The organism is Salinisphaera dokdonensis CL-ES53 (assembly GCF_040361215.1).
Lineage (GTDB): Bacteria > Pseudomonadota > Gammaproteobacteria > Nevskiales > Salinisphaeraceae > Salinisphaera > Salinisphaera dokdonensis.
Window position 1 is genome coordinate 820,155 of record NZ_APND01000001.1, and the last position, 26,095, is coordinate 846,249.

The window sequence follows — 26,095 nt, forward strand, 5'->3', positions numbered from 1 at the left end:
AAACCGCTTCGGCGGTTTTTTTATGCCTGCGATTCCAAGGCGGCCAGCAGCTTGCCGTGGATGCCGCCAAAGCCACCGTTGCTCATGACGATGACGGTATCGCCGGGACGCGCGGCCTCGGCAACCTCAGCGACCAATGCATCGAGATCCGAACGGCTGGTCTGCGCATCGCCGAGGCCTTCGAATACGGCCGCCGCATCCCAGTCCAGATCGGCGTCATAGACGAACACATGGTCGGCATCGGTGAAGCTAGCCGCGAGCGTGTCTGCGTGCACGCCGCGACGCATGGTGTTAGAACGCGGCTCGAACACCGCCAGGATTCGGCCGCTGCCGTTGCCCGCACGCAGGCCTGCGAGCGTGGTACGGATCGCCGTCGGATGATGGGCGAAATCGTCGAACAGCCGTATGCCGTTGGGCGTGCCGCGCAGCTCCATACGACGCTTGACGCCGCGGAACACTGAAAGCGCTTCGATCGCCATCGCCGGCAAGACGCCGACATGGCGCGCCGCCGCAATGGTGGCCAGCGCATTGGCTGCGTTGTGTTCGCCGGTCAGCGCCCACTCGAGCTCGCCCACGGGCTCGCCCCCATGATGGATCATCAGGCAGCTGCCATCGGCCGCAAGCGGCTTGGCGTGCCAGCCGCCCGCATCCGCCGCGTCGAACGACACGGTTGGCGTCCAGCAGCCGCGCGTCAGGACTTCGCCGAGGTGTTCGTCGGCACCGTTATGCACGATCTGCCCGGAGGCCGGTACCGTCCGCACCAGATGATGAAACTGACGCTTGATGGCTTCGAGGTCGTCGAAGATGTCGGCGTGGTCGAATTCCAGGTTGTTGAGAATCAGCGTGCGGGGGCGGTAATGAACGAACTTTGAGCGTTTATCGAAAAACGCAGTGTCGTATTCGTCTGCCTCGACGATGAAGAAATCGCTCTCGCCCATCGCCGCTGACTGGCCCAGATCGGCAGCGATGCCACCAATCAGATAGCCCGGCGCCATGCCCGCATGCTGCAACACGTGCGCGAGCATGCTCGAGGTGGTGGTCTTGCCGTGCGTGCCGGCGACCGCGAGCACCCAGCGCCCTTCGAGCACGTTTTCGGCCAGCCACTGCGGGCCGGAGACATAACGCAGGCCGGCATCGAGCACATGCTCCACCGCCGGGTTGCCACGGGTCATGGCATTGCCGATCACGACCTGGTCCGGCGCCGGCTTCAAATGCTCCGCGGCATAGCCGTCCATCACATCAATGCCGGCATCGGCCAGCTGCGTGCTCATCGGCGGATAGAGCCCGGCATCGGAACCTGTGACTTTATGGCCGGCCGAACGAGCCAGCAGAGCCACGCCGGCCATGAAGGTGCCGCCGATACCGAGGATATGAATATGCATCAGCCGATCACCGAAAAGATCACCAGCAGCAGCACTTCGAAGGCGATCGCTGCACCGACGCCCAGCCACAGACTGCCGTCGAGCGCATTGCGATAGACGTGACTGTAAATCGCCAGCCCCCACAGCCCGAGCGCGACATAAGCCAGCGTCACGAAGCTCGGCGGCATGGGCACGCTCTGCGGGTCGCTCGCTTCGGCAATCGCGTGCAGGTACGGTGCCATGACGTGGGTGGGCGCCAGCATCACCAGTGTAAGTATCGCGCCCGCAGCGAACAGAGCGATCGCGGTCTGGTTATAGCGGTTGGGCAGCTTGCGGATACGCAGGACCGTGCGTATGTACAACGCCAGTAGCGCCGTAGCGAGCCCGGCCTGTAACGCGGCCGGACCGGCGGGCATGATCAGCCCGACCTGTAGAAACAGCAGGATACAATAGGCCGCTGCACAGCCGACGAGCGTCGTCGAATCCCCGGGCATATCCTGGGGGCCGCGACGCAGCAGCATCAGTTCGATAACCCGGCGCGCAAAAACCATGGACGACGCATCCTTATGAAAGCGAAGCTTATTAGAGCAGCAGGCATGATACCGAAGCCGCCGGAGGACGTCGCCACGATTACCGACTCGGCGACCCTCGCCACCTTCTGTGATCGCATGCGCGAGCGCGACTGGATCGTTGTCGATACCGAGTTTCTGCGCGAATCCACCTACTACCCGAAGCTGTGCCTCGTACAGATCGCCGACGCCGATGAAGTCGGCCTCATCGACGTGCTAGCGATCGACGACCTCGCGCCGCTGGCCACCCTGCTCGGCGACCCGGCCATTCTCAAGGTGTTCCACTCCGCTGAGCAGGATCTGGAAGTGCTGTACCAGCGTTTCGGGGTCATGCCGGCGCCGCTTTTCGACACCCAGGTCGCGGCCGCCCTGGTCGGCCTAGACGATCAGATGGGCTATGCGCGCCTGATCAAGGCATTGCTCGACGTGGATCTGGCCAAGAGCCATACCCGGACGGACTGGAGCAAACGCCCACTGCCTCCCGGCGCGCTCGACTATGCTGCCGACGACGTCCGCTATCTCGCCGTGGCCTATCACGCGATCGGGCAGATGCTGGCCGAGCGGAGCCGCGAGGACTGGCTAGTCGAGGATTTCGAACGTCTGGTGGAACCCAGGCGGTTCGACGTCGATCCCGGCCAGGCTTGGCGGCGCATCAAGAGCTGGCACAAGCTCGATGTGGGCCAGCAACAAGCGCTGGCAGCCCTCACCGACTGGCGGGAACGCGAAGCCATGGGCGCCGACCGGCCCCGGCGCTGGATTCTCGGCGACGATGCCGTAGTGGAACTGGCGCGGCGTCGACCGCGCGACGCGGACGGACTGGCTGCGATTCGCGCCCTGCCCGGCAAGACCGCGAGCCGGCACGGCGACGCGCTGCTGGAAGCTCTGCGCGTTGCGGGCGAGCGCGAGCCGGCAGCGCTTGCGCCGCAGCCCGAGCCACCGACCAATGCCGAAAAACGGCGCATCAAGGCCGGCATGGACACGCTCGGCCAGCGCGCCGAGGACTACGGTATCGCCGCGTCGGCGCTGGCCAGTCGCAAGGAAATCGCAGCCATGGTCGACGGGGCACGCGATGTACGATTGCTGTCCGGCTGGCGGGCCGGGGTTGCAGGCGAGCCGGTACTTGCGGCCATAAAAAACGCCGAAGCCGCGGACGGCTCCGGCGTACCGGATCAGTAGCGCAACCGGCGCCTGTTACGGCGCCGAATGCGGTCAGCCGGCCGGCAGCGCGGCCTTGATGCGGGCGTAGATATCGTCGATCTCGCCTACACCGGCGACGGCGGTCAACAGGCCCTTGTCCTCGTAGAACTTCACCAGCGGCTGGGTCTGTTCCTGGTAGACCTTCAGACGATTGCGAATCGTGTCTTCGTTGTCGTCCGAGCGGCCACGGGCCATCAGGCGCTGCACGATCTCTTCGTTGTCGACCTTGATGTGCACGACACCCTGCAGCGGGCGGTCCATCTCGGCGAGCAGTTCGTCCAGCGCCTTGGCCTGGTCAAGGCTGCGCGGGAACCCGTCGAGGATGAAGCCGTTCTCGGTATCGCCTTGCTTGAGACGCTCGCGGATCATGCCGACGACGAGATCATCGGACACCAGTTCCCCGGCATCCATGGCGACCTTGGCCTGCTTGCCGAGCTCGGTCTGGTTGGCTACCGCACTGCGCAGCAAGTCGCCGGTCGCAATCTGAGGTACGCCGAATTCGGCCACCAGCTTCTCACTCTGCGTTCCCTTGCCCGAGCCGGGGGCACCCAGCAGCACGATTTTCAGCATGATCTCTCCGCGAACGGCTAATGACGTTATTAAAATCGGGTGTTTCAGCGTCGCTGCGCGCAGGCCACCCATGGGCGCGCGCAAGCGAACGCTCGACGTTAATGATTCCCATAAGGCAAGTCAATTTTCGAGACCCGCCCGTCTGACGTATCCTTTGCCCCCATCTGATCAGCCCAGGATGGATCCATGACCGTGAAGAATGCCTTTTATGCCCAGAGCGGCGGCGTGACTGCCGTCATCAACGCCTCCGCTGCCGGCGTGATCGAAGCCGCGCGCGAACACGGCGACAAGATCGGCAAGGTGTACGCCGGGCGGGACGGCATCGTCGGCGCCCTGACCGAGGATCTGATCGATACCAGTGAAGAATCCGCCGGCGCCATCGCCGCGCTCAAGCACACGCCGGCCGGCGCCTTTGGCAGCGCCCGCTACAAGCTCAAGGGCCTGGAAGAAAACCGCGAACAGTACGAACGCCTGATCGAGGTCTTCAAGGCCCACAACATCGGCTACTTCTTCTACAACGGCGGCGGCGACTCGGCCGACACCTGCCTCAAGATCAGTCAGCTCTCGGAAAAGATGGGCTATCCCATTCAGGCGATCCATGTGCCCAAGACCATGGATAACGACCTGCCGCATACGGACTGCTCACCCGGTTTCGGCAGCGTCGCCAAGTACACGGCCGTGTCCATCCGCGAGGCCGGTTTCGACCTGGCCAGCATGTGCAAGACCTCGACCAAAGTGTTCATCCTGGAGGTCATGGGCCGCCACGCGGGCTGGACGGCGGCCGCGGGCGGGCTGGCCAGCGAGTCCGAGGGCCAGGACCCGCATGTCCTGCTGTTTCCGGAGATCACCTTCGACGAGGAGAAATTCCTTGCCAAGGTCGACGACTGCGTGAAGCGCCACGGCTACTGCACCATCGTCGCCTCGGAAGGCGTGCGCAACGCCGACGGCGAGTTCCTGTCCGACGCGGGCAACACCGATGCCTTCGGCCACAAGCAGCTCGGCGGCATGGCGCCCACACTCGCCGAACTCATCCAGACCAAGCTCGGCCACAAGTACCACTACGCGATCGCCGATTATCTGATGCGCGCCGCACGGCATATCGCTTCGCAGACCGACGTCGACCAGGCCTATGCCGTCGGCCGGGCCGCGGTCGAATACGCGGTCCAGGGCAAGTCTGGAATCATGGTCTCGATCGTGCGCGAATCCGACGAACCCTATGAATGGACGATCGGCGAAGCACCGCTCGATGAAGTCGCCAACGTCGAAAAGATGATGCCGCGCGAGTTCATCAGCGAGGACGGCTTTCATATCACCGATGCCGCCCGCCGCTACCTCAAGCCACTGATTGCCGGCGAATCCTATCCGCCTTATGCCGAAGGCCTGCCGCAGTACGCCCGCCTGAAGAACGTGGCGGTCGAGAAGAAACTGTCGGAAGGCTTCGAGGTCTAGCAGACGGCGGCGCACGGCTGGCTACGCGGGCCGCGCGCCTCTTCGGTTACACTGTCGCACCTGAATTCAAGCAATATCCACCATTACAGGGGTTTCGCAATGGGTTATGAAGCACTCACCCCGGGCAAGAATCCGCCCGAGGAAATCAACGTCATCATCGAGATCGTGGAAGGCTCGAGCTCGGTCAAGTACGAGGTCGACAAGGACACGAACTGTCTGATGGTCGATCGCTTCATGAACGTGGCCATGCACTATCCGGCCAACTACGGCTTCGTGCCGAAGACCCTGTACGACGACGGCGACCCGGTCGACGTGCTGGTACTCACCCCCGAGCCGATCGTGCCGGGCGCGGTGATCAAGTGCCGCCCGGTCGCGGTGCTGGGCACCGAGGACGAGTCCGGCCTGGACGCCAAGATCCTGTGCGTGCCGACCGACAAGATCAGCACCGACTACTACAAGGACGTGCGCGATCTCGACGACATCGACGATCGTCTGAAGAACAAGATCCACCACTTCTTCGAGCACTACAAGGACGAAGAGAAAGGCAAGTGGGTCAAGATCACCGGCTGGGAAGGCGTCGAGAAAGCCAAGGCCGAGATCACCAAGTCGATCGAGGCCTACAACAAGGGCTGAATCGCAGCGATCCGACAGCCGCGGTATAAAACACTGCGGCCCGTCGAAACAAAGCCCCCGCCCGGCGAACCGGACGGGGGCTTTTATATGCCCGGTGGTTTTACCGGGGCCTAGAAGATCACCTGGGCCCGGGCGCTGATGGTGTTGCCATCGTCCGAGCCGGTGAAGTCGCGATCGGTCGGATCGCCCGCGATCGGCACGCGGTTGTTGGTGTTCCAGTTGATCCAGTTGAGCATGAAGCGGGTGTAGTTGTTGAGATACCAGCTCACGCCCAGCGTCGTGCCGTGGCCAGTGCCGCCGGCAAACTGGCCGTTGTTCTCGTAGTCCAGCGCGTCGTAACGGGCCATGACCTGCCAGGCACCCCAACCACCGTCGGTGACGGGGTTGTCGATCGTGGGCGCACTCCAGGCACCGTTCTTGGTCGAGTAGCCAAACTGCTCACCGGTCAGCGAGTAGCCGATCTGGGCCGAGTAGGCATCGTAGTCGGTGTCGTCGCCGGCACGGGTATCGATGGTCCGGCGACCGTATTCGGCGCCGGCCGCGACCGGCCCCGCGAGGCCCGCCAGCTCGACGCCGTAGCCGGTGCTGGTTTCGGGCTCGTCGATGGTGTCGGAATAGACACGGACGTTGTCGTTGAAGTGGGAGGCAAAGCGCTCGCTGTCGGTCAGGTCGTCCTGGTTGCCGCGGGCGAAGTCCTCGTAAAAGCCCCAGGCGCCGACGTGCATCATCGCGTTGTCGGTCACGAACGGGTTGAAATGGGCACGCGAGATCAGCGTGGTGTTGTCCGATTCGGTGTTGCTGTTACCGAGATCGCCCTTGCTCACACCGGCCGACACGTGCCAGTTGTCCTTGCCGTAGAACGCACTGGTGACGCCAAGGTTGTAGTAGCCGGATTCCGGGATGATCGCGTTGGCGACCGGGTTGCGCTCCAGGAACCAGATGTATTTCGACGAGGTCGCCCCATCGAGGCTGCGATCGGCGAACTTGTTACCCACATAGACCACACCCTGGCCGAGTGCAAAGTCCTTCTTGGTGGCGATATAGGCATCGCGCACGCCGACGTTCTCCTCGGCGAAGTCGAACTCGACCTTGTAGAGGATCGGCTCCATGAGCTGGCCCTGGAAACCGATACGCAGGCGCCGGAACTCGCTGCCGTCGATCTCGCGATCGGCATAACGGGAACCGTCGGTGGTGGAATAGTCGTACTGCAAACGGCCGAGCGGCTGGAAGGTGAAATCGCCATCGCGGCTGGAGAACTTCGGCGAACCGGTTTTCCAGTCGACCTGCACGCTGTTCTGCTTCAGCGTATCGATCTGCTCCTGCATGCTCGCCATGGAGCCGGTCGACGCCTGCGGGCTGGTCGCGCCGGGGCCCGATTTCGGCTGCTGGCGGCTGTCGACCACGTTGCGACTGCTGTCCTGCGCCGCGCTGTCGGACTGCGAGGCCATGCCGGCATTGCTCGGTGCAGTGCCCTGCTCGTCGCTCTCGAGGGCCTGGATACGGCCTTCCAGACGTTCGATCTGGGCGGCCTGACGGCGCACCAGATCGGCGAGCTCATCGTTACTGGTCTGGGCGATCGCGGCCGTGGGCCCATAGACCGCGGCACTCGCGACCACGGCTGTCATCACGCGTGCACGCCATGCGTTTGATGTCTTCATGATACTCCCCTGAACGGTATGTAGCCCCACGCTACGCCGCCATACTACAAAAAATACATAATGCAGTCTCGGGATTTGACTTAACCATCAGTCGAATACGAATACTTTCTAATGCACGGCCAAAAACCCGCACCGGCATGGCGCAGGCACACGATGCATAGCGAAGGCCGACCCGGGGGTATCTGATCGAGCCTTGCTACTCGCAGCTAGCGTTCGGTCAGCCGCGGCAACAGCTCCTGCAGATTGCAGGGCTTGGTGCGGGCATCGATCTGTGCCGCGATGAGCTTGTCCCAGCCGTCGGCGCAGGCGCCGGAGGAACCCGGCAGGCAAAAGATGAAGGTCGCCTTGGATACGCCCGCGAGCGCGCGCGATTGCAAGGTCGACGTGCCGATCGACTCGTACGACAGCATCCGGAACATCTCGCCAAAGCCGTCGATACGTCGATCGAAAAGCACTTCGAGGGCCTGCGGGGTGACGTCCCGCCCGGTCAGGCCAGTGCCGCCGGTGGTAATCACCACATCGGGCCTGTCGTCGGCGATCCAGCGCGCGACACGGGCGCGGATCTCGTGCACGTCGTCGGCACAGATCGCCTTTTCGTGCAGCACATGGCCGGCGGCTTCCAGGCGATCGACAAGTACCCGGCCCGACTTGTCGTCGGCTTCGGTACGCGTGTCGGATACGGTGAGTACCGCGATATGCAGAGCTGCGAAGGCGTCGCTCATGAGAAATTACCGGTCGGCATGCAAAGGCCGCCAAGATGCCACAAACCGGGCTGGCCGCGTGCCGGATCGCGATGCGGGTCGTGCATGTATTTACGATTACTGAAATGATGCCATCGACTGATGGCAGCATTATCCCGCCGCCCCGCGGCCCGCAACATAAAACAATTGATCGCCGCACTTTAGCCGGCGACTACGCGAAGGAGAAACCGTGACCTATTCCTCTGTCTTCCGTCCCGATCTGTTTGCCGGTCGGCACGTCATCGTCACCGGTGGCGGCAGCGGCATCGGCCGCTGCACGGCCCACGAGCTGGCGGCACTCGGCGCGCGCGTGGCCCTGATCGGCCGGACCGAGTCCAAGCTCGTCGCGGTGGCCGAAGAAATCGCCGAAGCCGGCGGCCCGTCAGCGAGCACCCATAGCTGCGATATCCGCGACGAAGAGGCCGTTACGGCAACCGTTGCCGCGGTGCTGGCCGAACACGGCCGTATCGACGGCCTGGTGAACAACGCCGGCGGCCAGTTCCACGCGCCGCTCAAGCATATCTCGCAGAAAGGCTTCGACACGGTGGTGCGCAACAACCTCACCGGTGGCTTTCTCATGGCGCGCGAATGCTTCACCCAGTGGATGGAAGACGACGGCGGGTCGGTCGTGAACATCATTGCCGACATGTGGTGTTCGATGCCCGGCATGGGCCACTCGGGTGCGGCCCGCGCCGGCATGCTCAGCCTGACCGAAACCGCGGCCGTCGAATGGCAGTACGCGGGCGTGCGCGTGAACGCGGTCGCACCCGGCTGGATCGCCTCTTCCGGCATGGACACTTACCCCGAAGAGATCAAGCCGATGCTACGCGCGCTGCCGCAGTTCGTGCCGCTCAAGCGCTGGGGCACGGAATCGGAAGTCTCGGCAGCGATCGTGTTCCTGCTTTCGGAAGCCGCCGGCTTCATCTCCGGCAGCTGTATCCGGGTCGACGGCGCGGTACCCAACGCGCGCGCCAACTGGCCGATGGCCGACCACGACAAGGCCCCGGCCTATAACGGCTTCCATCTGGCCGAAACACCGCGTCTGCTGCGCGACGACTGAACAGGACGGTCGACCATGATCGAAACGCATCCGGCCTATACCGAGGCCCACGCGCTCTATCGCGACACCTTGCGGCGCTGGGTGGCCGAAGAGATCGCCCCCCATGTCGACGAATGGGACGAAGCCGGTAGCTTCCCGCGCGAGCTCTACCAACGCGCCGCCGATATCGGCCTGCTCGGGCTCGGTTTTCCGGAACAGTACGGCGGCATCGAGTCCGATATGTTCTTCGTGATCATCGGCGCCCAGGAACTGGCGCGAGCCGGCGCCGGCGGCCTGTCCGCCAGCCTGCTCAGCCACAACATCGGCACGCCGCCGATCGTGAAAGGCGGCAGCGAGGCACTCAGGCAGGCGGTCGTACCGGAGATCCTCGCCGGTCGAAAGATCAGCGCGCTGGCGATCACCGAGCCCGGTGCCGGCTCCGATGTCGCCAACGTTGCGACTACCGCCGTGCGCGACGGCGATCACTACGTCATCAACGGCGCCAAGACCTTCATCACTTCCGGGATACGGGCCGACTACGTCACCGTAGCGGTCCGTACCGGCGGCGCGGGCCATGCCGGCGTATCACTGATACTCGTGCCCACCGACGCGCCCGGCTTCTCGCGCACGCCGCTGGATCGCAAGATGGGCTGGTGGTGTTCGGATACTGCCACGCTCTATTTCGACGACTGTCGCGTGCCTACAGGGCATCTGCTCGGGGTCGAGAATGAGGGTTTCCGGCTGATCATGAACAACTTCAACAGCGAACGGCTGTGGATGTCCGCCGCCTGCAACGGCTTTGCCCAGGTCTGTCTCGACGAGGCCGCGGCCTATGCGAGCGAGCGTCGAACCTTCGGCGCGGCGCTGATCAGCCACCAGGCGATCCGTCACAAGCTGGCCGACATGGCGCAGCGTATCCGTGCGACCCAGGCCTTTCTCGAACAGGTCGCCTGGCGTGTCGAACAGGGCGACAACCCGGTCGCCGATGTCTGCCTGCTCAAGAACCAGGCCACCCAGACCATGGAATTCTGTGCCCGTGAAGGCGTGCAGATCTTCGGCGGCGCCGGCTACCTGCGCGGCGCCAAGGTCGAGCGCATCTATCGCGAGGTCCGGGTCAACGCCATCGGCGGCGGCGCCGAGGAGATCATGCGCGACCTTGCGGTGCGTCAGATGGGGCTCTAGCGCCGCACGCAGCTCATACTGCCGGACCGGCAGATGATTCGTGGCGCGACGCGGCCTCGCGACGCGCATCCGCTTCGTCCTCGTCTAGGTCTTCGTCGATGAGGCCGAGCTTGCGCGCGCGGCGTTCCCACTGCTCGCGGGCCATCACACGCATGTCCTCGACCTTGTCGCCCTCGTCCATGATCTCCATGCCGAGCATGGTCTCGACGATGTCTTCCATCGTCGCCACGCCGACGATGCCGCCGTACTCGTCCACGACCACGGACAGCTGCTGCTGGCGTTCGAGCAGGTTGCGGAACAGGCCGTAGAGCGACAGCGATTCGGGCACCACGAGCACATCGCGCTGGATCGCCGATAGCGGCGTGTCGTGGCGATCGCGGGCGATCTCGCTGAGTACGTCGGACAGCAATACGAAACCGGTGATCTCCTTGCGATCCTCCGAGAACACCGGCAATCGCGAGATGCGACGCGTACCCAACGTGTCGAACACGTGGGTCACGCTCTGGGTTTCGGTGAAGGCCATCATCACCACGCGCGGCGTGAGCACGTCCTTCACCCGCAACGACTGGAAATGCAGCAGGTTGCGCAGGATGCGCGATTCCTCGATATCGAAGACGCCGTCGGCCTCGCCCTGATCGGCCATGGCCTGGAATTCGTCGCGCGAGAAGGTCGGCCCGGAATGCTTCGGCGTGAGCAGTTTGGTAATCACCATCGACAACGCCACCAGCGGATAGAGCGCCGTGGTCATCCACTGCAGCACCAGCGCCGCGCTCGGGGCCAGCTGTTTCCAGTAGGTCGCGCCCAGCGTCTTGGGAATGATCTCTGAGACGACCAGGATCAGCAGGGTTAGCACCACCGATGTGGCGGTGAGATAACCGTTACCGAACACTGCCTGCGACTGCGCGCCCACGCCGGCCGCACCAATCGTATGCGCGATGGTGTTCAGGCTCAGCAGCGCGGACAGCGGGCGATCGATATCCGCTTTCAGCCGATCGACCCGCGCGCCCACGCGCCCGCCTTCCTTCTGCATGAGCGCAATGTAGGACGGCGTGATGGACAGCAGCACTGCCTCCAGCACCGAGCACAGAAAGGACACGCCGAGGGCGAGAAAGAGATAGACGAAAAGTAGTGCCATTCAAGCTATTACCGGCACGCGCCATCCAGCGCACGTGCGTGTGTTTGTGTCTGAACCCCAGCCTTTGGGACAGGCGATGCGTCCAATGGTTCGACGGCGTCGCTATCGTTGCAAGCGCGCTGCGCGTATCATGGTCGATTCGGTCGATCGCCCGCGCACTGTTGCGCGCCCTCGAAAGCCGGCTCCACCGAGCCTTCGACCGCTGCAGCGCCACGGATTCGCCGAAGGGGCTGCGACCCACGCCATCATGCCATGCGGCAGCGGATGTTTCGTGTTCATGATGTGCCGCAGTTCAACGGAAAACGAATCTATGCCCTTTGATCAACTCGGCCTGGCGCCGTCGCTTCTCGAAGCCGTCGCCGCCGCCGGTTACAGCGAACCCACGCCCATTCAGGCCAAGGCCATCCCGGCCGTACTCAACGGTCAGGACGTGCTTGCCGCCGCTCAGACCGGCACCGGCAAGACCGCTGCATTCACCCTGCCCCTGCTGCATCGCCTCGGCGAGACCCAGCAGAAGAAGCCGCGCGTGCTCGTACTCGCACCGACCCGCGAACTGGCCGCCCAGGTCAACGAGTCCGTGCAGACCTACGGCAAGTCCGGCGCGATTCGCTCGACCGTGATCTTCGGCGGCGTGGGCTATCAGCCGCAGATCGGACAGTTCAAGAAAGGCGTGGATATCGTCGTCGCCACGCCGGGCCGCCTGCTCGATCTGCTCCAGCAGGGCCATGCCGATCTGTCCAACATTGAGACGCTGGTACTCGACGAAGCCGATCGCATGCTCGACATGGGCTTCATCCACGACATCAAGAAGGTGCTGAAGTACGTGCCGGCCAAGCGCCAGACGCTGCTGTTCTCGGCCACGTTCTCCAACGATATCCGCAAGCTCGCCTCGGGCCTGCTGAACAAGCCGGTGGAGATCGACGTCGCGCCGCGCAACGCCACCGCCGATCGCATCGACCAGAAGGTCGTGATGGTCGAAAAATCGCGCAAGCGCGCGGTGCTCAGCCACCTGATCAAGGAAAACGGCTGGCACCAGGTGCTGGTTTTCGCCCGCACGAAGCATGGCTCCAATCGCCTGTGCAAGCAGCTCGAAACCGACGGCCTGCCGTCGGCTGCACTGCACGGCAACAAGAGCCAGAACGCCCGCACCAAGGCGCTCGAAGGCTTCAAGAACGGCAAGATCCAGGTCTTGGTCGCCACCGATATCGCCGCCCGCGGTATCGATATCGATTCGCTGCCGCATGTCGTCAACTACGAGCTACCGAACATCTCCGAGGACTATGTCCACCGTATCGGCCGTACCGGCCGTGCCGGCGGCTCGGGCGAGGCGGTATCGCTGGTCGGCCCGGACGAGCGAAAGTTCCTCAAGGACATCGAAAAGCTCATCGGTCAGCAGATCGAGCGCATGACGGTCGAGGGCGTGGACCTGCGCGCCGGGCCCGAAGACGAGGCGGACGACCGGCCTGCGCGTCGGCCGAACAACAACGGCGGCAACCGCCCGCCCAAGCGCGGCGGGGGCGGCAACAACGCGCCGGGCCGTAATCAGCAGCGGCGCCGCAGCCGCGGCGGCAACCGGGGCGGCAACCGTTCCGGCGGTGGCGGCGGCGGTCGCGGCCAGTCCTGATCGACCGCCTCCCGTAGCTGCAAAACGGCCCGCCTCGCGCGGGCCGTTTCATTTCGCGCCCTGCTTTACAATAGAACGCCATGATCGCTTTCAAAGACCTCACTCTTCGTCGCGGATCGCGCAAGCTGCTGGAAAACGTCAACGTGCGTTTCCAGCCCGGCCAGCGTATCGGCATCGTCGGCCAGAACGGCACCGGCAAGTCCAGCCTGTTCGCCATGATGCTCGGCGAGTTGTCGCCCGACTCCGGCGAAGCCGAGATTCCGAATCATCTGGACATCGCCACCGTGCGGCAGCACACGCCGGCCGGCGATCAGTCGGCACTCGATTTCGTGCTCGACGGCGATACCGAACTGCGTGCAGTCGAAGCCAGGCTCGCCAAGGCCGAAGAAGAAGTCGATGGCAACGCCATGGCCGAACTCCACGGCCGCATGGCCGAGATCGACGGCTATTCCGCCGTCGCGCGCGCAGCCAAGCTGCTGCACGGCCTCGGCTTCGCACCGGACACGCACGACGCTCCGCTGGATTCGTTCTCCGGCGGCTGGCGTATGCGCCTGAACCTCGCTGCTGCGCTCATGCGCCGCTGCGATCTGCTGTTGCTCGACGAGCCCACCAACCATCTCGACATGGATGCAGTGTTCTGGCTGCAGGACTATCTCGCGAGCCATCCTGCCACGCTCATCATCATTTCACATGACCGTGATTTTCTCGATGCGCTGATCAGCCACACGCTGCATCTGGAAGGCGGGCGCGCCAATCTTTATACCGGTAATTATTCCGAGTTCGAGACGATGCGCGCCGAGGCCAAGCTGCAGCAGCAGGCGGCCTACGAGAACCAGCAGAAGAAACTCGCCCAGCTGCAGGGCTTCGTCGACCGCTTCCGTGCCCAGGCCACCAAGGCGCGCCAGGCGCAGAGCAAGCTCAAGCAGATGGAGCGCATGGAAAAGGTCGAGGCGGCCCACTGGGATACGCCCTTCTCGTTCGGCTTTCGCGAGCCCGATCGTCTGCCCGATACGTTGCTGCGTCTGGATAACGCCGATGCCGGCTACGACGGCGTACCGCTGGTGGGCGGCATCAAGATGCAGATCGACGCCGGCGATCGGCTGGCGATTCTCGGCCGCAACGGTGCCGGTAAATCGACGGTCATGAAACTGCTGGCGGGCGAGATGGCTCCTATCAGCGGCGACGTGCAACACGACAAGTACACCCGCGTGGGCTACTTCGCCCAGCACCAGCTCGAAGTGCTGGACGACGACGCGAGTGCAGCCACGCATCTGCAGCGCCAGGCACCGCGCGCCTCCGAGCAGGAGATTCGTAATTTCCTCGGTGGCTTCGATTTCCATGGCGACAAGGCACTGGAACCGATCGCCCCGTTCTCCGGCGGCGAGAAGGCCCGGCTGGCGTTGGCACTGGTGGTCTACGACAAGCCCAACCTGCTGCTGCTCGACGAGCCGACCAACCATCTCGACCTGGACATGCGCCACGCGCTGGAAACCGCGCTCGCCGGCTATACCGGCGCGGTCATCATGATCGCGCATGATCGCCATCTCATCGATGCCACATGCGACCAGCTCTGGCGCGTGGACGACGGCACGCTGATGCCCTTCGACGGCGACCTGGACGACTACTCCAAGTGGCTCAGCCGACAGAACTCGGCCAAGGAAGGCAGCGAGAAGCCGAAGAAAGCCACCACCGCCGGCGGCAGCGGCGCCGATGCGCGTCGCGATGCGGCCGCCCAGCGCGAGAAAGAGAAACCAATGCGCCGGGCGATCAAGCAGGCCGAAGCCGACATGGCCAAGTTCGAGGAGAAGATCGCGGCCATCGAAAAGGAAATGGCCAAGCCGAGCGTCTACGGTAACAAGACCGAGATTGCGCGGCTGTCCCAGGAACAGGGCAAGCTGCGCAAGCAGCTCGACAAGGCCGAAGCCGTCTGGATGGAGAACGCCGAAGCACTCGAAGCCCAGAAAGCGAGCGCCGCGTAATGGCAGGCGCCAGCAATAGCCAGCCGACGTATTTCTGGCACGACTACGAAACCTTCGGCGCCGATCCGCGGCGCGACAAGCCGGCCCAGTTCGCCGGCATCCGCACGGATCTGGACTTCAACGTCATCGGCGATCCGGTCGTGCTCTACTGCCAGCCGCCGGTCGACATGCTCGGCCATCCGGAAGCCACGCTGATCACAGGCATCACGCCGCAGGTCGCACTCGAACGCGGCGTGCCGGAACCCGAGTTCATCGAAACCATCGTCGCCGAAATGGCCACGCCCGGGACCTGCAGCGTCGGCTACAACAGCCTGCAGTTCGACGACGAAGTCACCCGCCATACCCTCTGGCGCAACTTCTTCGACCCGTATGCCCGCGAATGGCAGAACGGCTGCTCGCGCTGGGACATCATCAACATGGTGCGCCTGGCCTATGCCCTGCGTCCGGACGGTATCGAATGGCCGCAGCGCGAAGACGGCGCGCCCAGTTTCAAGCTCGAACATCTGGCCACCGCCAACGGCCTACTGCAGGAACGCGCGCATGACGCGTTGTCGGACGTGCACGCGACGATCGGCCTGGCGAAACTCATCCGCGACAAGCAGCCCAAGCTGTTCGACTATGTCGTGAACAACCGCGACAAGCACAGCGCCCGCAAGCTGTTGGACATGGACACGCGCAAGCCCGCGCTACATGTGACGTCCAAGTTCCCGGCATCCAACGGCTGCCTGTCGCCGGTGATGCCGATCGCGGCGCATCCGAGCAACAAGAACGCGATCATCGTCTACGACCTGCGCGTCGACCCGGCCCCGCTGCTGGAACTGCCGCCGGACGAGATCTTCGAGCGTATCTTCACGCCCACGGCCGACCTGCCGGAAGACACCCCGCGCGTCGCGCTCAAGGGCGTGCACCTGAACAAATGCCCGGTACTCGCACCGTTCGAGATGATGCGAGAGGCGGAAGCCGAGCGGCTGCATCTGGATATCAACCAGTGCCGGCGCAACTGGAAAGCGATTCACGACAAGCTGGGCGAAGTCGAAGCCAAGGCCACCGCCGTGTTCGACGCCCACAGCTTCGAACCCGACGGGGATGCCGAAGCCGCGCTCTACGACGGCTTTCTCGGTAACGACGACCGAAAGCTCGCCGACCAGGTTCGTCGGACGTCTGCCAAAGACCTGGCCGACGGCGCGATCGTGTTCAAGGACAACCGCCTCAACGAGCTTCTCTTCCGCTACCGCGCACGCCACTATCCGGACACGCTGGTCGACGCCGAGCGGGACGACTGGAACAGCTGGCTGTCCAAGCGGCTCGAGTTCGCCCCCGACGGCGGCCTGACTCTGGACGACTACGACGACGTCGTCGCCCAGCTCATGGAACGCGTCCAGGGCGAGCCGGCCAAGCTGCAGCTATTGCTGGATCTCAAGGCCTGGAGCGGCAAGCTGCGGCAGCTGGTCTAGGCCCGTAGCTCGGAGCAGACCGCGATTCGGCGGAAAAGCCGGGAGCCGCCAGCAAGGATCATTCATCCTGCACGACGGCGATATCAGGCGGGACAGCGACGGTATTCGAACGGCCCGGGCGCGGCACCCTCGCCATATTCGCGACGGATCAGCGTCTGGCCGTCCTCCTGCGCGTCCAGCACTTCGTCACGGCGCCAGGTCATGCCCTCGCCGCGGAACGCGAATTCCGCACGGATCCGGCTGGCGTCGCGTTCAGCGATCCTGCCCAGCGTGCCGGTCGATTCATAGAAACGTAGCTGTGTCGGGCCGATGACGAGCAGGCCCTTGGCGTCACCGCGGCCCGGCTCGCAGTCGGCCGGGACCAGTCCCCAGCGGCCCTGGATCGTTTCGGGGATAATCTGTGCTGCGGGTGTGTCCGCCGGCTGTTCCGAGCCATCCGTCACGGAATCGGGGGCGGCCGTGCAGGCAGCCAAGGTCAGCAGACTGGCGATAGCAAGAATCGGGGCGCGCATGGGATATCTCCGGCGGGTAATTCGGACACCATGCCGGCTAGCTGCGCGCTGAGCCAGTCACGCCTTGCTTGTCCGCTGGACTAACCACGGAGCACGCAGGCCCGTTTCAGCCGGCGGCTCTGCGTTCAACGATAGCCGTGGAACCCATACTTGCTCTGGTTCTTCGGCCGCTTCTTGCCGCGCTCGGCATCCTTGATGCCCTTGAGGCTCTGCCGGGGAAGCTTCTGCTGCGATTTCTGCTTGGAACCCATCGTTCTCTTCTCCCTGACACAGGTGTCGACGCTATCGGCGTTGCGGCCGGCATCGAATCATACAGGGTGCCAGCGACTTAGCCGCCAACTTCGCGACAGCCCACCAGAACCCGATCAATCGTCGGTTTCGGCGGGCTTGAGCACGCGCTTGAGGAAGTCGCGTGTACGCGGCTCCCGCGGGTCGGACAGCAGCTGGGCGGGCTTGCCCTGTTCGACGATGCCGCCGCCGTCCATGAACACCACGCGATCGGCGACTTCGCGGGCGAAGGCGATCTCGTGGGTAACCACAATCATGGTCATGCCCTCGTCGGCCAGTCGGCGCATGACGGCGAGCACTTCGCCGACCAGCTCCGGGTCCAGCGCGGAGGTGGGCTCATCGAAGAGCATGAGATCGGGGCCCATCGACAGCGCCCGCGCAATGGCCACGCGCTGCTGCTGACCGCCCGACAGGCGCCCCGGATACGCATCCATCTTCTCGGCCAGGCCCACCCGTTCGAGATTTGCCTTGGCAATCCGCTCGGCCTCGGGGCGCTTCTTCTTGAGCACGGTCATCAAGGCCAGCACGCAGTTGTCGAGCGCGCTGTGGTGCGGGAACAGGTTGAACTGCTGGAACACCATGCCGATATGCCGACGCGCGGCGTCGATATCGCAGTCGGGATCGGTGAGATCCTCGCCGTTGACGACAACCGTGCCGCCCTGCGGCTCCTCAAGCAGGTTGATACAGCGCAGCAGCGTGGACTTGCCGGAACCGGACGGCCCGATCACACAGACCACCTCACCGGCGGACACGCTGAAATCGATATCGCGCAGCACGTGATTGCTGCCGAAGTGCTTGTTCAGGCCGCGTATGTCGACCAGTGGATCGCTGCCCGCCATATTCAGCGCCCTTTGGAAGCCGCAGCTTCCATGCGTCGCACGATGATCGACAACGGCAGCGTAATGATCAGATAACCCAACCCGGCGACCACCAGCGGCGTGATGTTGACGTTGCTGTTGGCCGCCGCGCGGCCGAACTTGGTGAGATCGAAATTGGCTGCCGACAGGCCAACGATGAACACCAGTGAAGAATCCTTGATGAGCATGATCAGTTCGTTGGTCAGCGGCGGAATCATGATGCGAAACGCCTGCGGCAACGTGACCCGCCACATCGCCTGCCCCGAAGACATGCCCAATGAGCGCGCCGCCTCGATCTGGCCCTTGGGCACGGCCTGAATACCGGCCCGGATGGTCTCGGCCATGTAGGCACTGCCGACGATGCCGAGTGCCGCCCAGACGGTGCCATACGGCGGCCAGGGCATCGCCAGGCCGGGAAAGGCCAGCGGCAAAAGCGAGAACGCCATGAACACCACCAGCGCGGGCAGGCCACGAAAGAACTCGATATAGAGGGTGGCCAGCCAGCGATACGGTGCCACGTCCGACAGCCGCATCAACGCCAGCAACGTGCCCGCCACCAGGCCGATGACGAAGCCGCCGGCGGTGTAGACCAACGTATTCCAGAGCGCACGCCAGAGCCCGTGCGCGACGGTATCGCGCATCAGGCCCGGATCGAAGAAGGTGCGCCCGACCTGGGACCAGTCGGCGAACATCACAGCGGCGCCGATCGCGGCGATCAGCACCGCATACTGCACCGCACGAATGCGCTGGGCGCGCCGCCGGGGGCTCAATCGCCGCCGCGGCGCGCCGTTTTCAGAGGTCGTCATCCGGTGTGCTTACTCGTTGACGTTGCCCGGCACCTGGCCGAACCACTTTTTGAAGATCTCGTCGTAGGTGCCGTCTTCCTTGGACTCGGCGATCAGCTTGTTCAGACGATCGATCATCTTCTTGGCGTTCTCGTCATCCTTCTTGGCCAAAAAGCCGTAGTTCTCGCCGGTATCGAACTCGGCCGCAATCTCGGTATCCGGATTGTCGGAGGCGTACTGATAAAGCGGGCCGTTGTCGTTGATGGCGGCATCGATCTTGCCGGCGCTCACGGCCGTGGTCTCCAGCGACAGATCATCGAAGACCACCGTGGTGTAGCCGTGCTCCTCGGCGTGCTTGTCGGCATAGATTGCGCCCGTGGTATCGGTCTGCACGCCCACGCGCTTGCCGTCCAGATCTTCCAGGCCTTCATAACCGCTGTCCTTCTTCACCAACAGCGCCTGGGTGGCGTTGAAATAAGGCGCCGAGAACAGCACCGCTTCCTGACGCTTGGGCGTGATGGTCGCGCCACCCATGGCCAGGTCGCACTTGCCGGCAGCGAGTACCGCGCCGGAGGTGATCTGGTTCCAGTCGGTGCTGATCACGTTGGTTTCCACACCCAGATCATCACCCAGCAGCTTCACGAGGTCGACATCGAAGCCGACGACTTCACCGCTCGAATCCGTGAACTGGAACGGCTTGTACGGTAGATGGGTGCAGACGGTCAGCGCTTCGGCGTTGACGAGCTCGATGCCGTCGACAGTGCCGCCCTTGTCCTGGCTGCAGGCGGACAGCGTCAGAGCCATCACCCCGGCACAAACGAATACGGCAATTCGGCCCGGGCGGGCGATTAATGATTTCACGATTTCCTTGCTCCCTGTGATTAGCGGGGTTTCCCCTGCAACGAGTCTGCCATATTGGCGCCCATGCCCAGCAATGCGACATTCGCACGGCATGCGGCTCCATATCGGCGCCCCGCCCGCCTGTCGCCCGCATATCGACGGTCACTCAGCGGCTTACGTTCTGATCAGTTTCCAGGATCTGTTCCCGGCACATCCGGGGGGTCGCCGCGAACCAGCGCCGGCAGGCCCGGTTGAAAGCGCTCTGCTCGGTATAGCCGAGCAGCGCCGCAACGTGGCTGAGCGGCAGGTCGCGTTCGGCGAGATAGCGGCTCGCGAGGTCGGCGCGTACGTCGTCGAGCACGGCTGAAAAACTCGTGCCCTCGGCGACCAGCCGGCGCTGCAGCGTGCGGCGATTCAGATTGAGATATTCCGCGGCCAGATCGATGCTCACGCCCCGCGCGGGCAGCAGACGCCGACATATCTCGCGCACGCGCATCGACACCTGGCGCTCACGTACACCGCCGGTCTGTTCCAGAAAGGCGATCGCCATCGACCGGATATGCCGGTTCGAGCGGTGCAGCGAGGCCTGCATGGTGGCGGCGTCGATATCCAGCCCGCAGACCGCCTGCTCGAAGTGCAGTTCGGTCGTCCCGAATACTTCCCGGTAAACGCCAAGGGACGCAAGCCGGCTGTCGCTGAACAGCACGCGGCGCGGCGGCGGAACGTCGCCGCCCAGTTCGATGGTGCGCTTGAGAAAGACCAGCGCCCGCTCGTTGGCCTGGCGGGTGTAGGGCACGTTGTCGAGCACGATCTGGAAACGCAGACAGACCTGCGCACCGTCGCGCCGCACGGTGATCCGCTGGCCCGGATTGAACACGTGCAGATACTTCGCTGCCTGCTCGATAGCCTCGGCGACCGTGGCCGCATGGCGGATCACCACCGCCAGCGGCCCCAGGATCTCCATGCCCTGCAGACGCGCCAGACGCATGCCGAAATCCGGGCAGTGCAGACGCTCGGCACACAACTCCAGCAGCGCGATCAGCGCCCGGTACGACAGGAAGGCGTCTTCCTGCGTTTCGATATCGGTCGGGATGCCACAGACGGCGAGCAACCGGCCCGGTTCGCCGCCTAATTCGTGCACGAGCGCGCCGAAGCCGTCCAGGGCGCTGTTTCTGACCAGGCTCGTCATGCCGGAGTCCGTCTGCCGCTTGTCACCAGAAGTTAAAAGATTGGCGCGAACTGTCAATACGCCCGAACGCGCCGGCGCGATCATTAAGGCTGCTCTCGATAGAAAAACATCGCGGGCGGCCATCGCAGACCGCCACAGCCGGCCTGCAAGCGCCAGCGGCCCGACCCGCGAACCCGCCACTCCGGAGGACAACCATGAACAAACCTATCCGTGCCACGGCGCTGATCGCGGCACTCGCCGGCATCGGCCTGACCGGCAGCCTCGCCACCGCGCTGGCCCAGGACGGCGCCGCGCCCACCGAAGCCACCGCCACGACGCAAAAAGCCAACGCGACGGTCGCCGAGCAGCTGCCGCTCGACGATCAGGGCGACTTCGACGCCGCCCAACGCGGCCTGATCGCCCGCGACGACAATCTCGTCATCAAGGAAGAAGACGGTTCGACCGTCTGGGACATGCCCGCCTACGACTTCATCGAGGGCGACGCCCCGGCGAGCGTCAATCCGAGCCTCTGGCGCCAGGCCAAGCTCAACAATCTGCACGGCCTGTACAAGGTCAGCGACCGTATCTATCAGCTACGCGGCTACGACCTGTCGAACATGTCCCTGATCGAAGGCGACAGCGGCTGGATCGTGGTCGACCCGCTGATTACGGCCGAGACCGCCGGCGCGGCCTGGCAGATGGCCAAGGAGCACATCATCGGCGACAAGCCGATCGTCGCCGTCATCTTCACCCACAGCCATGTCGATCATTTCGGCGGTATCGAAGGCGTGATCAGCGCCGAGCAGGCAGAGAAAAACGGCGTGCGCATCATCGCGCCCAAGGGCTTCATGGAAGAGTCGACCAGCGAGAACCTGCTCGCCGGCCCGGCCATGGGCCGCCGCGCGACCTATATGTTCGGCGGCGCGCTGGAACGCAGCCCGCGCGGGCATGTCGGCTCCGGCCTGGGCAAGGCCCCGGCCCAAGGCCATTTCAGCATCCTCGCGCCCACCGACGAGATCGACCACACCGGCCAGACGCTCACCGTCGACGGGCTGGACTTCGAGTTCCAGTACACCCCCGAATCCGAAGCGCCGGCCGAACTGACTTTCTACCTGCCCCAGCTCAAGGCCTTCTGCGGGGCGGAACTGGTCAGCCGCAACCTGCACAATCTCTACACCCTGCGCGGCGCCAAGGTGCGCGATGCACTCAAGTGGAGCGGCTATATCGACGAAGCGCTGCAACGGTACGGCGACCGCGCCGAAGTGGTGTTCAACAGCCACCATTGGCCGATCTGGGGCCACGACGAGATCGTCGACTATCTCAAGATCCAGCGCGACACCTACAAGTACATCCATGACCAGACCCTGCGCATGGCCAACGCCGGGATGACGCCGCGCGAGATCGCCGAGGAGCTCACCCTGCCCGACTCGCTGCAGCAGTCGTTCCACAACCGCGGCTACTACGGCACGGTCAGTCACGATTCCAAGGCCGTATACCAGTGGTATTTCGGCTGGTTCGACGGCAACCCCGCCAACCTGAACCCGCTGCCGCCGGCCGAGTCCGCCAGCAAGTACGTCGAGTTCATGGGTGGCGCCGATCGCGTGATCGAACAGGCACAGCAGTCCTTCGATGCCGGCGAATACCGCTGGACCGCCGAAGTGCTCAACCACGTGGTGTTCGCCGAACCCGACAACGCCGCGGCAAAGACACTGCTGGCCAAGACCTACGACCAGCTCGGCTACCGCGCGGAATCCGGTCCGTGGCGTGATTTCTATCTCACCGGCGCCAAGGAACTGCGCGAAGGCGCCCAAGGCACGTCGCTGGATCTGCGCAAGGGCATCGGCCTGCTGCGCCAGGTGCCGATCGAGCGTTTCTTCGATGCCATGGCCGCCCGCCTGAAAGGCCCCGAGGCCGCGAACAACGATCTGACGATCAACTTCGACTTCACCGATCGCGACGAAAACCATGTGCTGCAGATCGAAAACGGCGTGCTGCATCACTGGAAACGCCCCGCCGCGGACGATGCCGATGCCACCGTGCATCTGACCCACCCGGCCCTGCTCGCCCTGATCGGCGGCCAACTGTCACCCAAGCAGCTCGAGGTGGACGGAGACCGGGCCAGCCTCGGCCGTTTCTTCTCGCTGCTGGAAGCCCCGAATCGTGGCTTCAACATGGTCACGCCGTAGACAGACGGCAGGCGAACGCCGCCGCGGCCGTTAGACCGCGGCGGCTTTTCGAAAACGGCGAGGACAGCGAGCCGGCTGGTATGACAGCCGGCTCGTCTGTTTCAGCACATCGCGTGCAACGCGGGCAGCAGCGTCCAGCGCCACAAGCTCGCATATTCGGGGCCCCATCGACCGGTTGTCGCCTCAGCGCGGCCCGGCTCGGCTCATGCAGTCTTCCCAACGCGACTGCACGCGCTCGGCAAACCAGGCGGTGGTGAGGTCGCGCGTGATCTTGGGGCTTTCCAGCTTGATTCCGGGCAGGATCGCGCGCGCCACGCGTTCGCCGGCCTGTTCATCGGCCAGGGCATAGAGCCTGCGATAAAGCGTGGTATCGGGAAAATCAGGCGTGCTGCCTTCGGTGAGATCGCGCCGGATCGGACCTTCGCCCATGTCCAGCTGCCCGGCCAGCGATTTGGTAGCCCGCTCGGTCTGGCTGATCGAGAACGCGCCGTAGGCGATCAGATCGCCGTCTAGCGCCAAATCGGTGCCCGCAAGCTGGTTTACGGCGCGCTGGAAGGCGGCGTTGCGACTGGCATACCAGCCGGCATTGAAGTCGGCGAAACGATACAGCGGGCTGGGGTAATCCACTTCGTAGCCCAGCAAGTGGCCGATACCGAAGTACAGCCCGCCGCGCCGGCTGAATACTTCGTCGCGCACCGAGGTGGCGTCGTCGTAGGGGTAATCCTCGGCGTGGTCTTCGGCGAAATCGATCGCCACCTGCATCGGCCCGCCGGTATGCACCGGGTTTAGGCCGCCGAACAGCGAGCCCCCGAGCGGCACCTTGCGGATGAAATCCTCGAACAGATCGCTGAGTTCGCGCTCCGTGCGTACCGCATCCAGACGCGTGTCGTAGGTCTGGCCGTTCGACGAGCGCAAACTCAGCGCCTTGTCGAGCAGAAAGCCGGGGATATGGGCCGCGGACGCGCGCCGCTCGATTTCCTCGCGGGCGATACGCGACAGCCCGGGCACCGCCGGGTCTGCCCGATAGGTGGATTCCTGTTCGATCACCGCCAGCGTGGCGCAGAGATTCGCCGACGAAGCCTCGATGTTCTGGGCCGCGAAGGCGGTTTCGATATCGGCCGCCCAGCCGGCGCGGTCGGCCACGCTGGCAGGCATGAGGGCGATCAGTTCAGCGCGCACGTCGGCGGCCGGTCGGCGTGGTGTTTCGGGCGTGCGCAGCGATGCACAGCCGGCCAGCCCCAGCAGGGCCACGACAGCGAGCGCCCGCACAGGGCGATAGGAGTTAAGCATGAGCGCGACTCTGCCCGAGGTGCGGCATGGATGCGACCCCTTCGCGCTGCTATGAAAGCCACGCCCGTTGGGGCAGTCTCGAATCATGGCCAATTCGACCTCACACCCGCCTCCGCAACAGCTTGCCGCCCGGCTCGACGAACTGGAAACGCAGACGCGCGCCTATCTCGCCGATAGCGTCAGCGCCGACGACGCCGTGGAACTGGATCAGACCCGCCAGGGCCGACTGTCGCGCATGGATGCCATGCAGGCCCAGGCGATGAGCAAGGCAGCGCGCAACCGCGCCAACCAGGCGCTGCAGCGCATCGCCGGCACGCGCAAGCGGCTCGGCAGCCCGGATTTCGGGCTGTGTACCGACTGCGACGAGCCGATCGCGCCGGCGCGTCTGCTGCACGACCCCACCACCCTGCGCTGCCTGGACTGCGCCGCGGCGCGCGAGTAGCCGCCTCAGCCCTGCTCGAAAGCAGCCAGCAGTTCGTCACGAAACACGGCTTCGGCCGGACGCATCGGCCGCTCGCTGTTCCACAGCAGATGGATATCGACGTCGGCCAGCCCGTCTTCGGGCGGCAAGCGGCGCAGCATGCCGACCTCGACCTCGCGCCGGAAGGCGTCCTCCGGCAGAAAGCCGATGCCGTAGCCGCACATGATCAATCGGCAGACCTCTTCCAGATTCGACGACGACGCGGCCAGACGGCCCTGGAAGCCGTGGTTCTCGCGAAACAGCGTCAACGGCGAGAGCGTGTCGCCGAGATGATCGCCGGTGAAGGTGACCAGATCCTCGTACAGCAGCGTGTCGATATTGATGTGCTGTTCGCCGTAGAGGCGGTGCGACTGCCCGCAGAACAACGCATAGCGCTGCGGGATGATCAGCCGGCGTTCGATCTGGCGCGTCGCCACCCGGCAAAGCCCGATACCGAAAGACGCGGCGTTCTGGCGCAGCGCGAGCAGCAGATCGTGGCCGCGCATCACCTCGATCTCCAGCTCCACGCGCGGATGGCGGCGATGGAAATCCACGAGAAACTGGTTATAGCGCGCCGAATGCACGCGGCTTACGCTCAGCAGCTTCACCCGGCCGACGATCTGATCGACCATGCCGCGCGCCGGCATCTCAAGACTGGAGACATCGACAAGCACGCTACGGGCGATACGAAAGACCTCTTCCCCGGCAGCGGTCAGCGAGATACGCGGGCCGCGTCGCTTGATCAGCGTATAGCCGAGCTGGCTCTGCAGCCGCTTGATCGCCTGGCTGACCGCCGGCTGGGTAACGAACAGCCGCGCCGCCGCACGACTGAGGTTCAGCTCCTCGGCGACCACGAGATAGGTGCGAATCAGATTCCAGTCCAGGCGTGCGGCGAGTGCGCGATGTCCATGCCCGATCGCCCGGCCGTGCTCCTGCGGTGGGTCGCCCATCGTTATCGTCCGTCCTCGTTCTCACGATTATTAGCAGAGCTAATCATATGAATAATATCGCGTGCTTTGACTAATTGTCGCGCTCTGCCGCTAGATAAGACACGGGTCGCGCTTGTAGCGAGAGGCGAAAAAACGCTCGCGACGGCCCACGCGCGGCAATGCGCCGCGA

Annotated in this window: 25 protein-coding genes; 11 read left to right on the forward strand and 14 right to left on the reverse strand. The window is 64.3% G+C overall.

Going from position 1 to position 26,095, the window contains the following annotated elements; all coding sequences use genetic code 11:
* Window positions 1-20: 20 nt before the first annotated feature.
* Window positions 21-1,382 (reverse strand): UDP-N-acetylmuramate:L-alanyl-gamma-D-glutamyl-meso-diaminopimelate ligase, encoded by a 1,362-nt coding sequence (mpl, locus tag SADO_RS03795; protein ID WP_353109341.1) that lies wholly within the window; start codon window positions 1,380-1,382, stop codon window positions 21-23.
* Window positions 1,382-1,912, reverse strand: a complete 531-nt coding sequence (locus SADO_RS03800) for a hypothetical protein (protein ID WP_353109343.1) — start codon at window positions 1,910-1,912, stop codon at window positions 1,382-1,384. Before SADO_RS03800 ends, mpl begins: the two co-directional genes overlap by 1 nt.
* Window positions 1,913-1,957: 45 nt before the next feature.
* Here SADO_RS03800 and rnd point away from each other — a divergent pair, with 45 nt between their 5' ends.
* On the forward strand, window positions 1,958-3,106 hold the full coding sequence (rnd, locus tag SADO_RS03805) for a ribonuclease D (protein WP_353109345.1): 1,149 nt from the start codon (window positions 1,958-1,960) through the stop codon (window positions 3,104-3,106).
* Window positions 3,107-3,139: 33 nt separating this feature from the next.
* Here rnd and SADO_RS03810 read toward each other — a convergent pair whose 3' ends face one another.
* Window positions 3,140-3,697 carry an adenylate kinase gene (locus SADO_RS03810; protein WP_353109347.1) on the reverse strand — a complete coding sequence of 186 codons (558 nt, stop codon included), beginning with the start codon at window positions 3,695-3,697 and terminating at the stop codon, window positions 3,140-3,142.
* A gap of 186 nt (window positions 3,698-3,883) precedes the next feature.
* On the opposite strand from SADO_RS03810, the gene SADO_RS03815 reads away from it, so the two are divergent.
* Together SADO_RS03815 and ppa are read left to right on the forward strand one after the other, a co-directional pair.
* Window positions 3,884-5,146, forward strand: coding sequence for a 6-phosphofructokinase (locus tag SADO_RS03815; protein WP_353109349.1), 1,263 nt, complete (start codon window positions 3,884-3,886; stop codon window positions 5,144-5,146).
* A 99-nt stretch (window positions 5,147-5,245) separates the two neighbouring features.
* A complete protein-coding gene (ppa, locus tag SADO_RS03820; RefSeq protein ID WP_353109351.1) occupies window positions 5,246-5,779 on the forward strand; it encodes an inorganic diphosphatase in 534 nt (177 codons plus the stop codon).
* A 110-nt stretch (window positions 5,780-5,889) separates the two neighbouring features.
* Here ppa and SADO_RS03825 read toward each other — a convergent pair whose 3' ends face one another.
* Together SADO_RS03825 and moaB are read right to left on the reverse strand one after the other, a co-directional pair.
* Complete coding sequence (locus SADO_RS03825) at window positions 5,890-7,437, reverse strand: porin (protein ID WP_353109353.1); 1,548 nt, start codon at window positions 7,435-7,437, stop codon at window positions 5,890-5,892.
* Window positions 7,438-7,643: 206 nt separating this feature from the next.
* A complete protein-coding gene (gene moaB / locus SADO_RS03830) occupies window positions 7,644-8,159 on the reverse strand; it encodes a molybdenum cofactor biosynthesis protein B (protein ID WP_353109355.1) in 516 nt (171 codons plus the stop codon).
* Window positions 8,160-8,194: 35 nt separating this feature from the next.
* Between moaB and SADO_RS03835 the strand changes: the two genes are divergently transcribed.
* From SADO_RS03835 to SADO_RS03845, 3 genes are read left to right on the forward strand one after another with little or no spacing between them, the layout of a single operon-like run.
* On the forward strand, window positions 8,195-8,371 hold the full coding sequence (locus tag SADO_RS03835) for a hypothetical protein (RefSeq protein ID WP_353109357.1): 177 nt from the start codon (window positions 8,195-8,197) through the stop codon (window positions 8,369-8,371).
* Window positions 8,368-9,237 carry an SDR family oxidoreductase gene (locus tag SADO_RS03840; RefSeq protein WP_353109359.1) on the forward strand — a complete coding sequence of 290 codons (870 nt, stop codon included), beginning with the start codon at window positions 8,368-8,370 and terminating at the stop codon, window positions 9,235-9,237. Before SADO_RS03835 ends, SADO_RS03840 begins: the two co-directional genes overlap by 4 nt.
* 15 nt (window positions 9,238-9,252) lie before the next feature.
* Entirely contained in the window at window positions 9,253-10,398 is a 1,146-nt protein-coding gene (locus SADO_RS03845) for an acyl-CoA dehydrogenase family protein (RefSeq protein WP_353109360.1), read from the forward strand.
* A gap of 13 nt (window positions 10,399-10,411) precedes the next feature.
* Here the strand turns inward: SADO_RS03845 and SADO_RS03850 are convergent, their stop codons facing one another.
* Window positions 10,412-11,533, reverse strand: a complete 1,122-nt coding sequence (locus tag SADO_RS03850) for a CNNM domain-containing protein (RefSeq protein ID WP_353109362.1) — start codon at window positions 11,531-11,533, stop codon at window positions 10,412-10,414.
* A 310-nt stretch (window positions 11,534-11,843) separates the two neighbouring features.
* Between SADO_RS03850 and SADO_RS03855 the strand changes: the two genes are divergently transcribed.
* The 3 genes from SADO_RS03855 to sbcB all read left to right on the forward strand — a co-directional run bounded on the left by SADO_RS03855 (window position 11,844) and on the right by sbcB (window position 16,590).
* On the forward strand, window positions 11,844-13,157 hold the full coding sequence (locus SADO_RS03855) for a DEAD/DEAH box helicase (protein WP_353109364.1): 1,314 nt from the start codon (window positions 11,844-11,846) through the stop codon (window positions 13,155-13,157).
* Window positions 13,158-13,237: 80 nt separating this feature from the next.
* Window positions 13,238-15,136, forward strand: coding sequence for an ABC-F family ATP-binding cassette domain-containing protein (locus tag SADO_RS03860; protein WP_353109366.1), 1,899 nt, complete (start codon window positions 13,238-13,240; stop codon window positions 15,134-15,136).
* The gene (sbcB, locus tag SADO_RS03865; protein WP_353109367.1) at window positions 15,136-16,590 is read left to right on the forward strand and encodes an exodeoxyribonuclease I; all 1,455 of its coding nucleotides are present in this window, start codon (window positions 15,136-15,138) and stop codon (window positions 16,588-16,590) included. Before SADO_RS03860 ends, sbcB begins: the two co-directional genes overlap by 1 nt.
* Before the next feature lie 83 nt (window positions 16,591-16,673).
* On the opposite strand, the gene SADO_RS03870 is transcribed toward sbcB, so the two are convergent.
* From SADO_RS03870 to SADO_RS03895, 6 genes are all read right to left on the reverse strand, one after another.
* Window positions 16,674-17,102 carry a hypothetical protein gene (locus tag SADO_RS03870; RefSeq protein WP_353109369.1) on the reverse strand — a complete coding sequence of 143 codons (429 nt, stop codon included), beginning with the start codon at window positions 17,100-17,102 and terminating at the stop codon, window positions 16,674-16,676.
* A 125-nt stretch (window positions 17,103-17,227) separates the two neighbouring features.
* Window positions 17,228-17,353: a hypothetical protein gene (locus SADO_RS03875; RefSeq protein ID WP_353109370.1), complete on the reverse strand. Its 126-nt coding sequence runs from the start codon at window positions 17,351-17,353 to the stop codon at window positions 17,228-17,230.
* A 114-nt stretch (window positions 17,354-17,467) separates the two neighbouring features.
* On the reverse strand, window positions 17,468-18,229 hold the full coding sequence (locus tag SADO_RS03880; protein ID WP_353109371.1) for an amino acid ABC transporter ATP-binding protein: 762 nt from the start codon (window positions 18,227-18,229) through the stop codon (window positions 17,468-17,470).
* A gap of 2 nt (window positions 18,230-18,231) precedes the next feature.
* The gene (locus tag SADO_RS03885; RefSeq protein WP_353109373.1) at window positions 18,232-19,053 is read right to left on the reverse strand and encodes an amino acid ABC transporter permease; all 822 of its coding nucleotides are present in this window, start codon (window positions 19,051-19,053) and stop codon (window positions 18,232-18,234) included.
* Window positions 19,054-19,062: 9 nt separating this feature from the next.
* The gene (locus tag SADO_RS03890) at window positions 19,063-19,836 is read right to left on the reverse strand and encodes an ABC transporter substrate-binding protein (protein WP_491731545.1); all 774 of its coding nucleotides are present in this window, start codon (window positions 19,834-19,836) and stop codon (window positions 19,063-19,065) included.
* A 202-nt stretch (window positions 19,837-20,038) separates the two neighbouring features.
* Entirely contained in the window at window positions 20,039-21,061 is a 1,023-nt protein-coding gene (locus SADO_RS03895; protein ID WP_353109376.1) for an AraC family transcriptional regulator, read from the reverse strand.
* A 194-nt stretch (window positions 21,062-21,255) separates the two neighbouring features.
* On the opposite strand from SADO_RS03895, the gene SADO_RS03900 reads away from it, so the two are divergent.
* Window positions 21,256-23,226, forward strand: coding sequence for an alkyl/aryl-sulfatase (locus SADO_RS03900; protein ID WP_353109378.1), 1,971 nt, complete (start codon window positions 21,256-21,258; stop codon window positions 23,224-23,226).
* Between the two features lie 183 nt (window positions 23,227-23,409).
* Here the strand turns inward: SADO_RS03900 and SADO_RS03905 are convergent, their stop codons facing one another.
* On the reverse strand, window positions 23,410-24,516 hold the full coding sequence (locus SADO_RS03905) for a DUF1615 domain-containing protein (protein WP_353109380.1): 1,107 nt from the start codon (window positions 24,514-24,516) through the stop codon (window positions 23,410-23,412).
* A gap of 85 nt (window positions 24,517-24,601) precedes the next feature.
* Here SADO_RS03905 and SADO_RS03910 point away from each other — a divergent pair, with 85 nt between their 5' ends.
* A complete protein-coding gene (locus SADO_RS03910; protein WP_353109381.1) occupies window positions 24,602-24,958 on the forward strand; it encodes a TraR/DksA family transcriptional regulator in 357 nt (118 codons plus the stop codon).
* A 5-nt stretch (window positions 24,959-24,963) separates the two neighbouring features.
* Here the strand turns inward: SADO_RS03910 and SADO_RS03915 are convergent, their stop codons facing one another.
* Entirely contained in the window at window positions 24,964-25,926 is a 963-nt protein-coding gene (locus tag SADO_RS03915) for a LysR family transcriptional regulator (protein ID WP_353109383.1), read from the reverse strand.
* Between the last annotated feature and the right edge of the window lie 169 nt (window positions 25,927-26,095).

Excerpts from the sequence above, each read along its gene's own strand:
- mpl (WP_353109341.1), bottom strand. The coding sequence starts at position 1,382 with ATGCATATTCATATCCTCGGTATCGGCGGCACCTTCATGGCCGGCGTG.
- SADO_RS03800 (WP_353109343.1), bottom strand. The coding sequence starts at position 1,912 with ATGGTTTTTGCGCGCCGGGTTATCGAACTGATGCTGCTGCGTCGCGGC.
- rnd (WP_353109345.1), top strand. The coding sequence starts at position 1,958 with ATGATACCGAAGCCGCCGGAGGACGTCGCCACGATTACCGACTCGGCG.
- SADO_RS03810 (WP_353109347.1), bottom strand. The coding sequence starts at position 3,697 with ATGCTGAAAATCGTGCTGCTGGGTGCCCCCGGCTCGGGCAAGGGAACG.
- SADO_RS03815 (WP_353109349.1), top strand. The coding sequence starts at position 3,884 with ATGACCGTGAAGAATGCCTTTTATGCCCAGAGCGGCGGCGTGACTGCC.
- ppa (WP_353109351.1), top strand. The coding sequence starts at position 5,246 with ATGGGTTATGAAGCACTCACCCCGGGCAAGAATCCGCCCGAGGAAATC.
- SADO_RS03825 (WP_353109353.1), bottom strand. The coding sequence starts at position 7,437 with ATGAAGACATCAAACGCATGGCGTGCACGCGTGATGACAGCCGTGGTC.
- moaB (WP_353109355.1), bottom strand. The coding sequence starts at position 8,159 with ATGAGCGACGCCTTCGCAGCTCTGCATATCGCGGTACTCACCGTATCC.
- SADO_RS03835 (WP_353109357.1), top strand. The coding sequence starts at position 8,195 with ATGCCACAAACCGGGCTGGCCGCGTGCCGGATCGCGATGCGGGTCGTG.
- SADO_RS03845 (WP_353109360.1), top strand. The coding sequence starts at position 9,253 with ATGATCGAAACGCATCCGGCCTATACCGAGGCCCACGCGCTCTATCGC.
- SADO_RS03850 (WP_353109362.1), bottom strand. The coding sequence starts at position 11,533 with ATGGCACTACTTTTCGTCTATCTCTTTCTCGCCCTCGGCGTGTCCTTT.
- SADO_RS03855 (WP_353109364.1), top strand. The coding sequence starts at position 11,844 with ATGCCCTTTGATCAACTCGGCCTGGCGCCGTCGCTTCTCGAAGCCGTC.
- SADO_RS03860 (WP_353109366.1), top strand. The coding sequence starts at position 13,238 with ATGATCGCTTTCAAAGACCTCACTCTTCGTCGCGGATCGCGCAAGCTG.
- sbcB (WP_353109367.1), top strand. The coding sequence starts at position 15,136 with ATGGCAGGCGCCAGCAATAGCCAGCCGACGTATTTCTGGCACGACTAC.
- SADO_RS03870 (WP_353109369.1), bottom strand. The coding sequence starts at position 17,102 with ATGCGCGCCCCGATTCTTGCTATCGCCAGTCTGCTGACCTTGGCTGCC.
- SADO_RS03875 (WP_353109370.1), bottom strand. The coding sequence starts at position 17,353 with ATGGGTTCCAAGCAGAAATCGCAGCAGAAGCTTCCCCGGCAGAGCCTC.
- SADO_RS03880 (WP_353109371.1), bottom strand. The coding sequence starts at position 18,229 with ATGGCGGGCAGCGATCCACTGGTCGACATACGCGGCCTGAACAAGCAC.
- SADO_RS03885 (WP_353109373.1), bottom strand. The coding sequence starts at position 19,053 with ATGACGACCTCTGAAAACGGCGCGCCGCGGCGGCGATTGAGCCCCCGG.
- SADO_RS03890 (WP_491731545.1), bottom strand. The coding sequence starts at position 19,836 with ATGGCTCTGACGCTGTCCGCCTGCAGCCAGGACAAGGGCGGCACTGTC.
- SADO_RS03895 (WP_353109376.1), bottom strand. The coding sequence starts at position 21,061 with ATGACGAGCCTGGTCAGAAACAGCGCCCTGGACGGCTTCGGCGCGCTC.
- SADO_RS03900 (WP_353109378.1), top strand. The coding sequence starts at position 21,256 with ATGAACAAACCTATCCGTGCCACGGCGCTGATCGCGGCACTCGCCGGC.
- SADO_RS03905 (WP_353109380.1), bottom strand. The coding sequence starts at position 24,516 with ATGCTTAACTCCTATCGCCCTGTGCGGGCGCTCGCTGTCGTGGCCCTG.
- SADO_RS03910 (WP_353109381.1), top strand. The coding sequence starts at position 24,602 with ATGGCCAATTCGACCTCACACCCGCCTCCGCAACAGCTTGCCGCCCGG.
- SADO_RS03915 (WP_353109383.1), bottom strand. The coding sequence starts at position 25,926 with ATGGGCGACCCACCGCAGGAGCACGGCCGGGCGATCGGGCATGGACAT.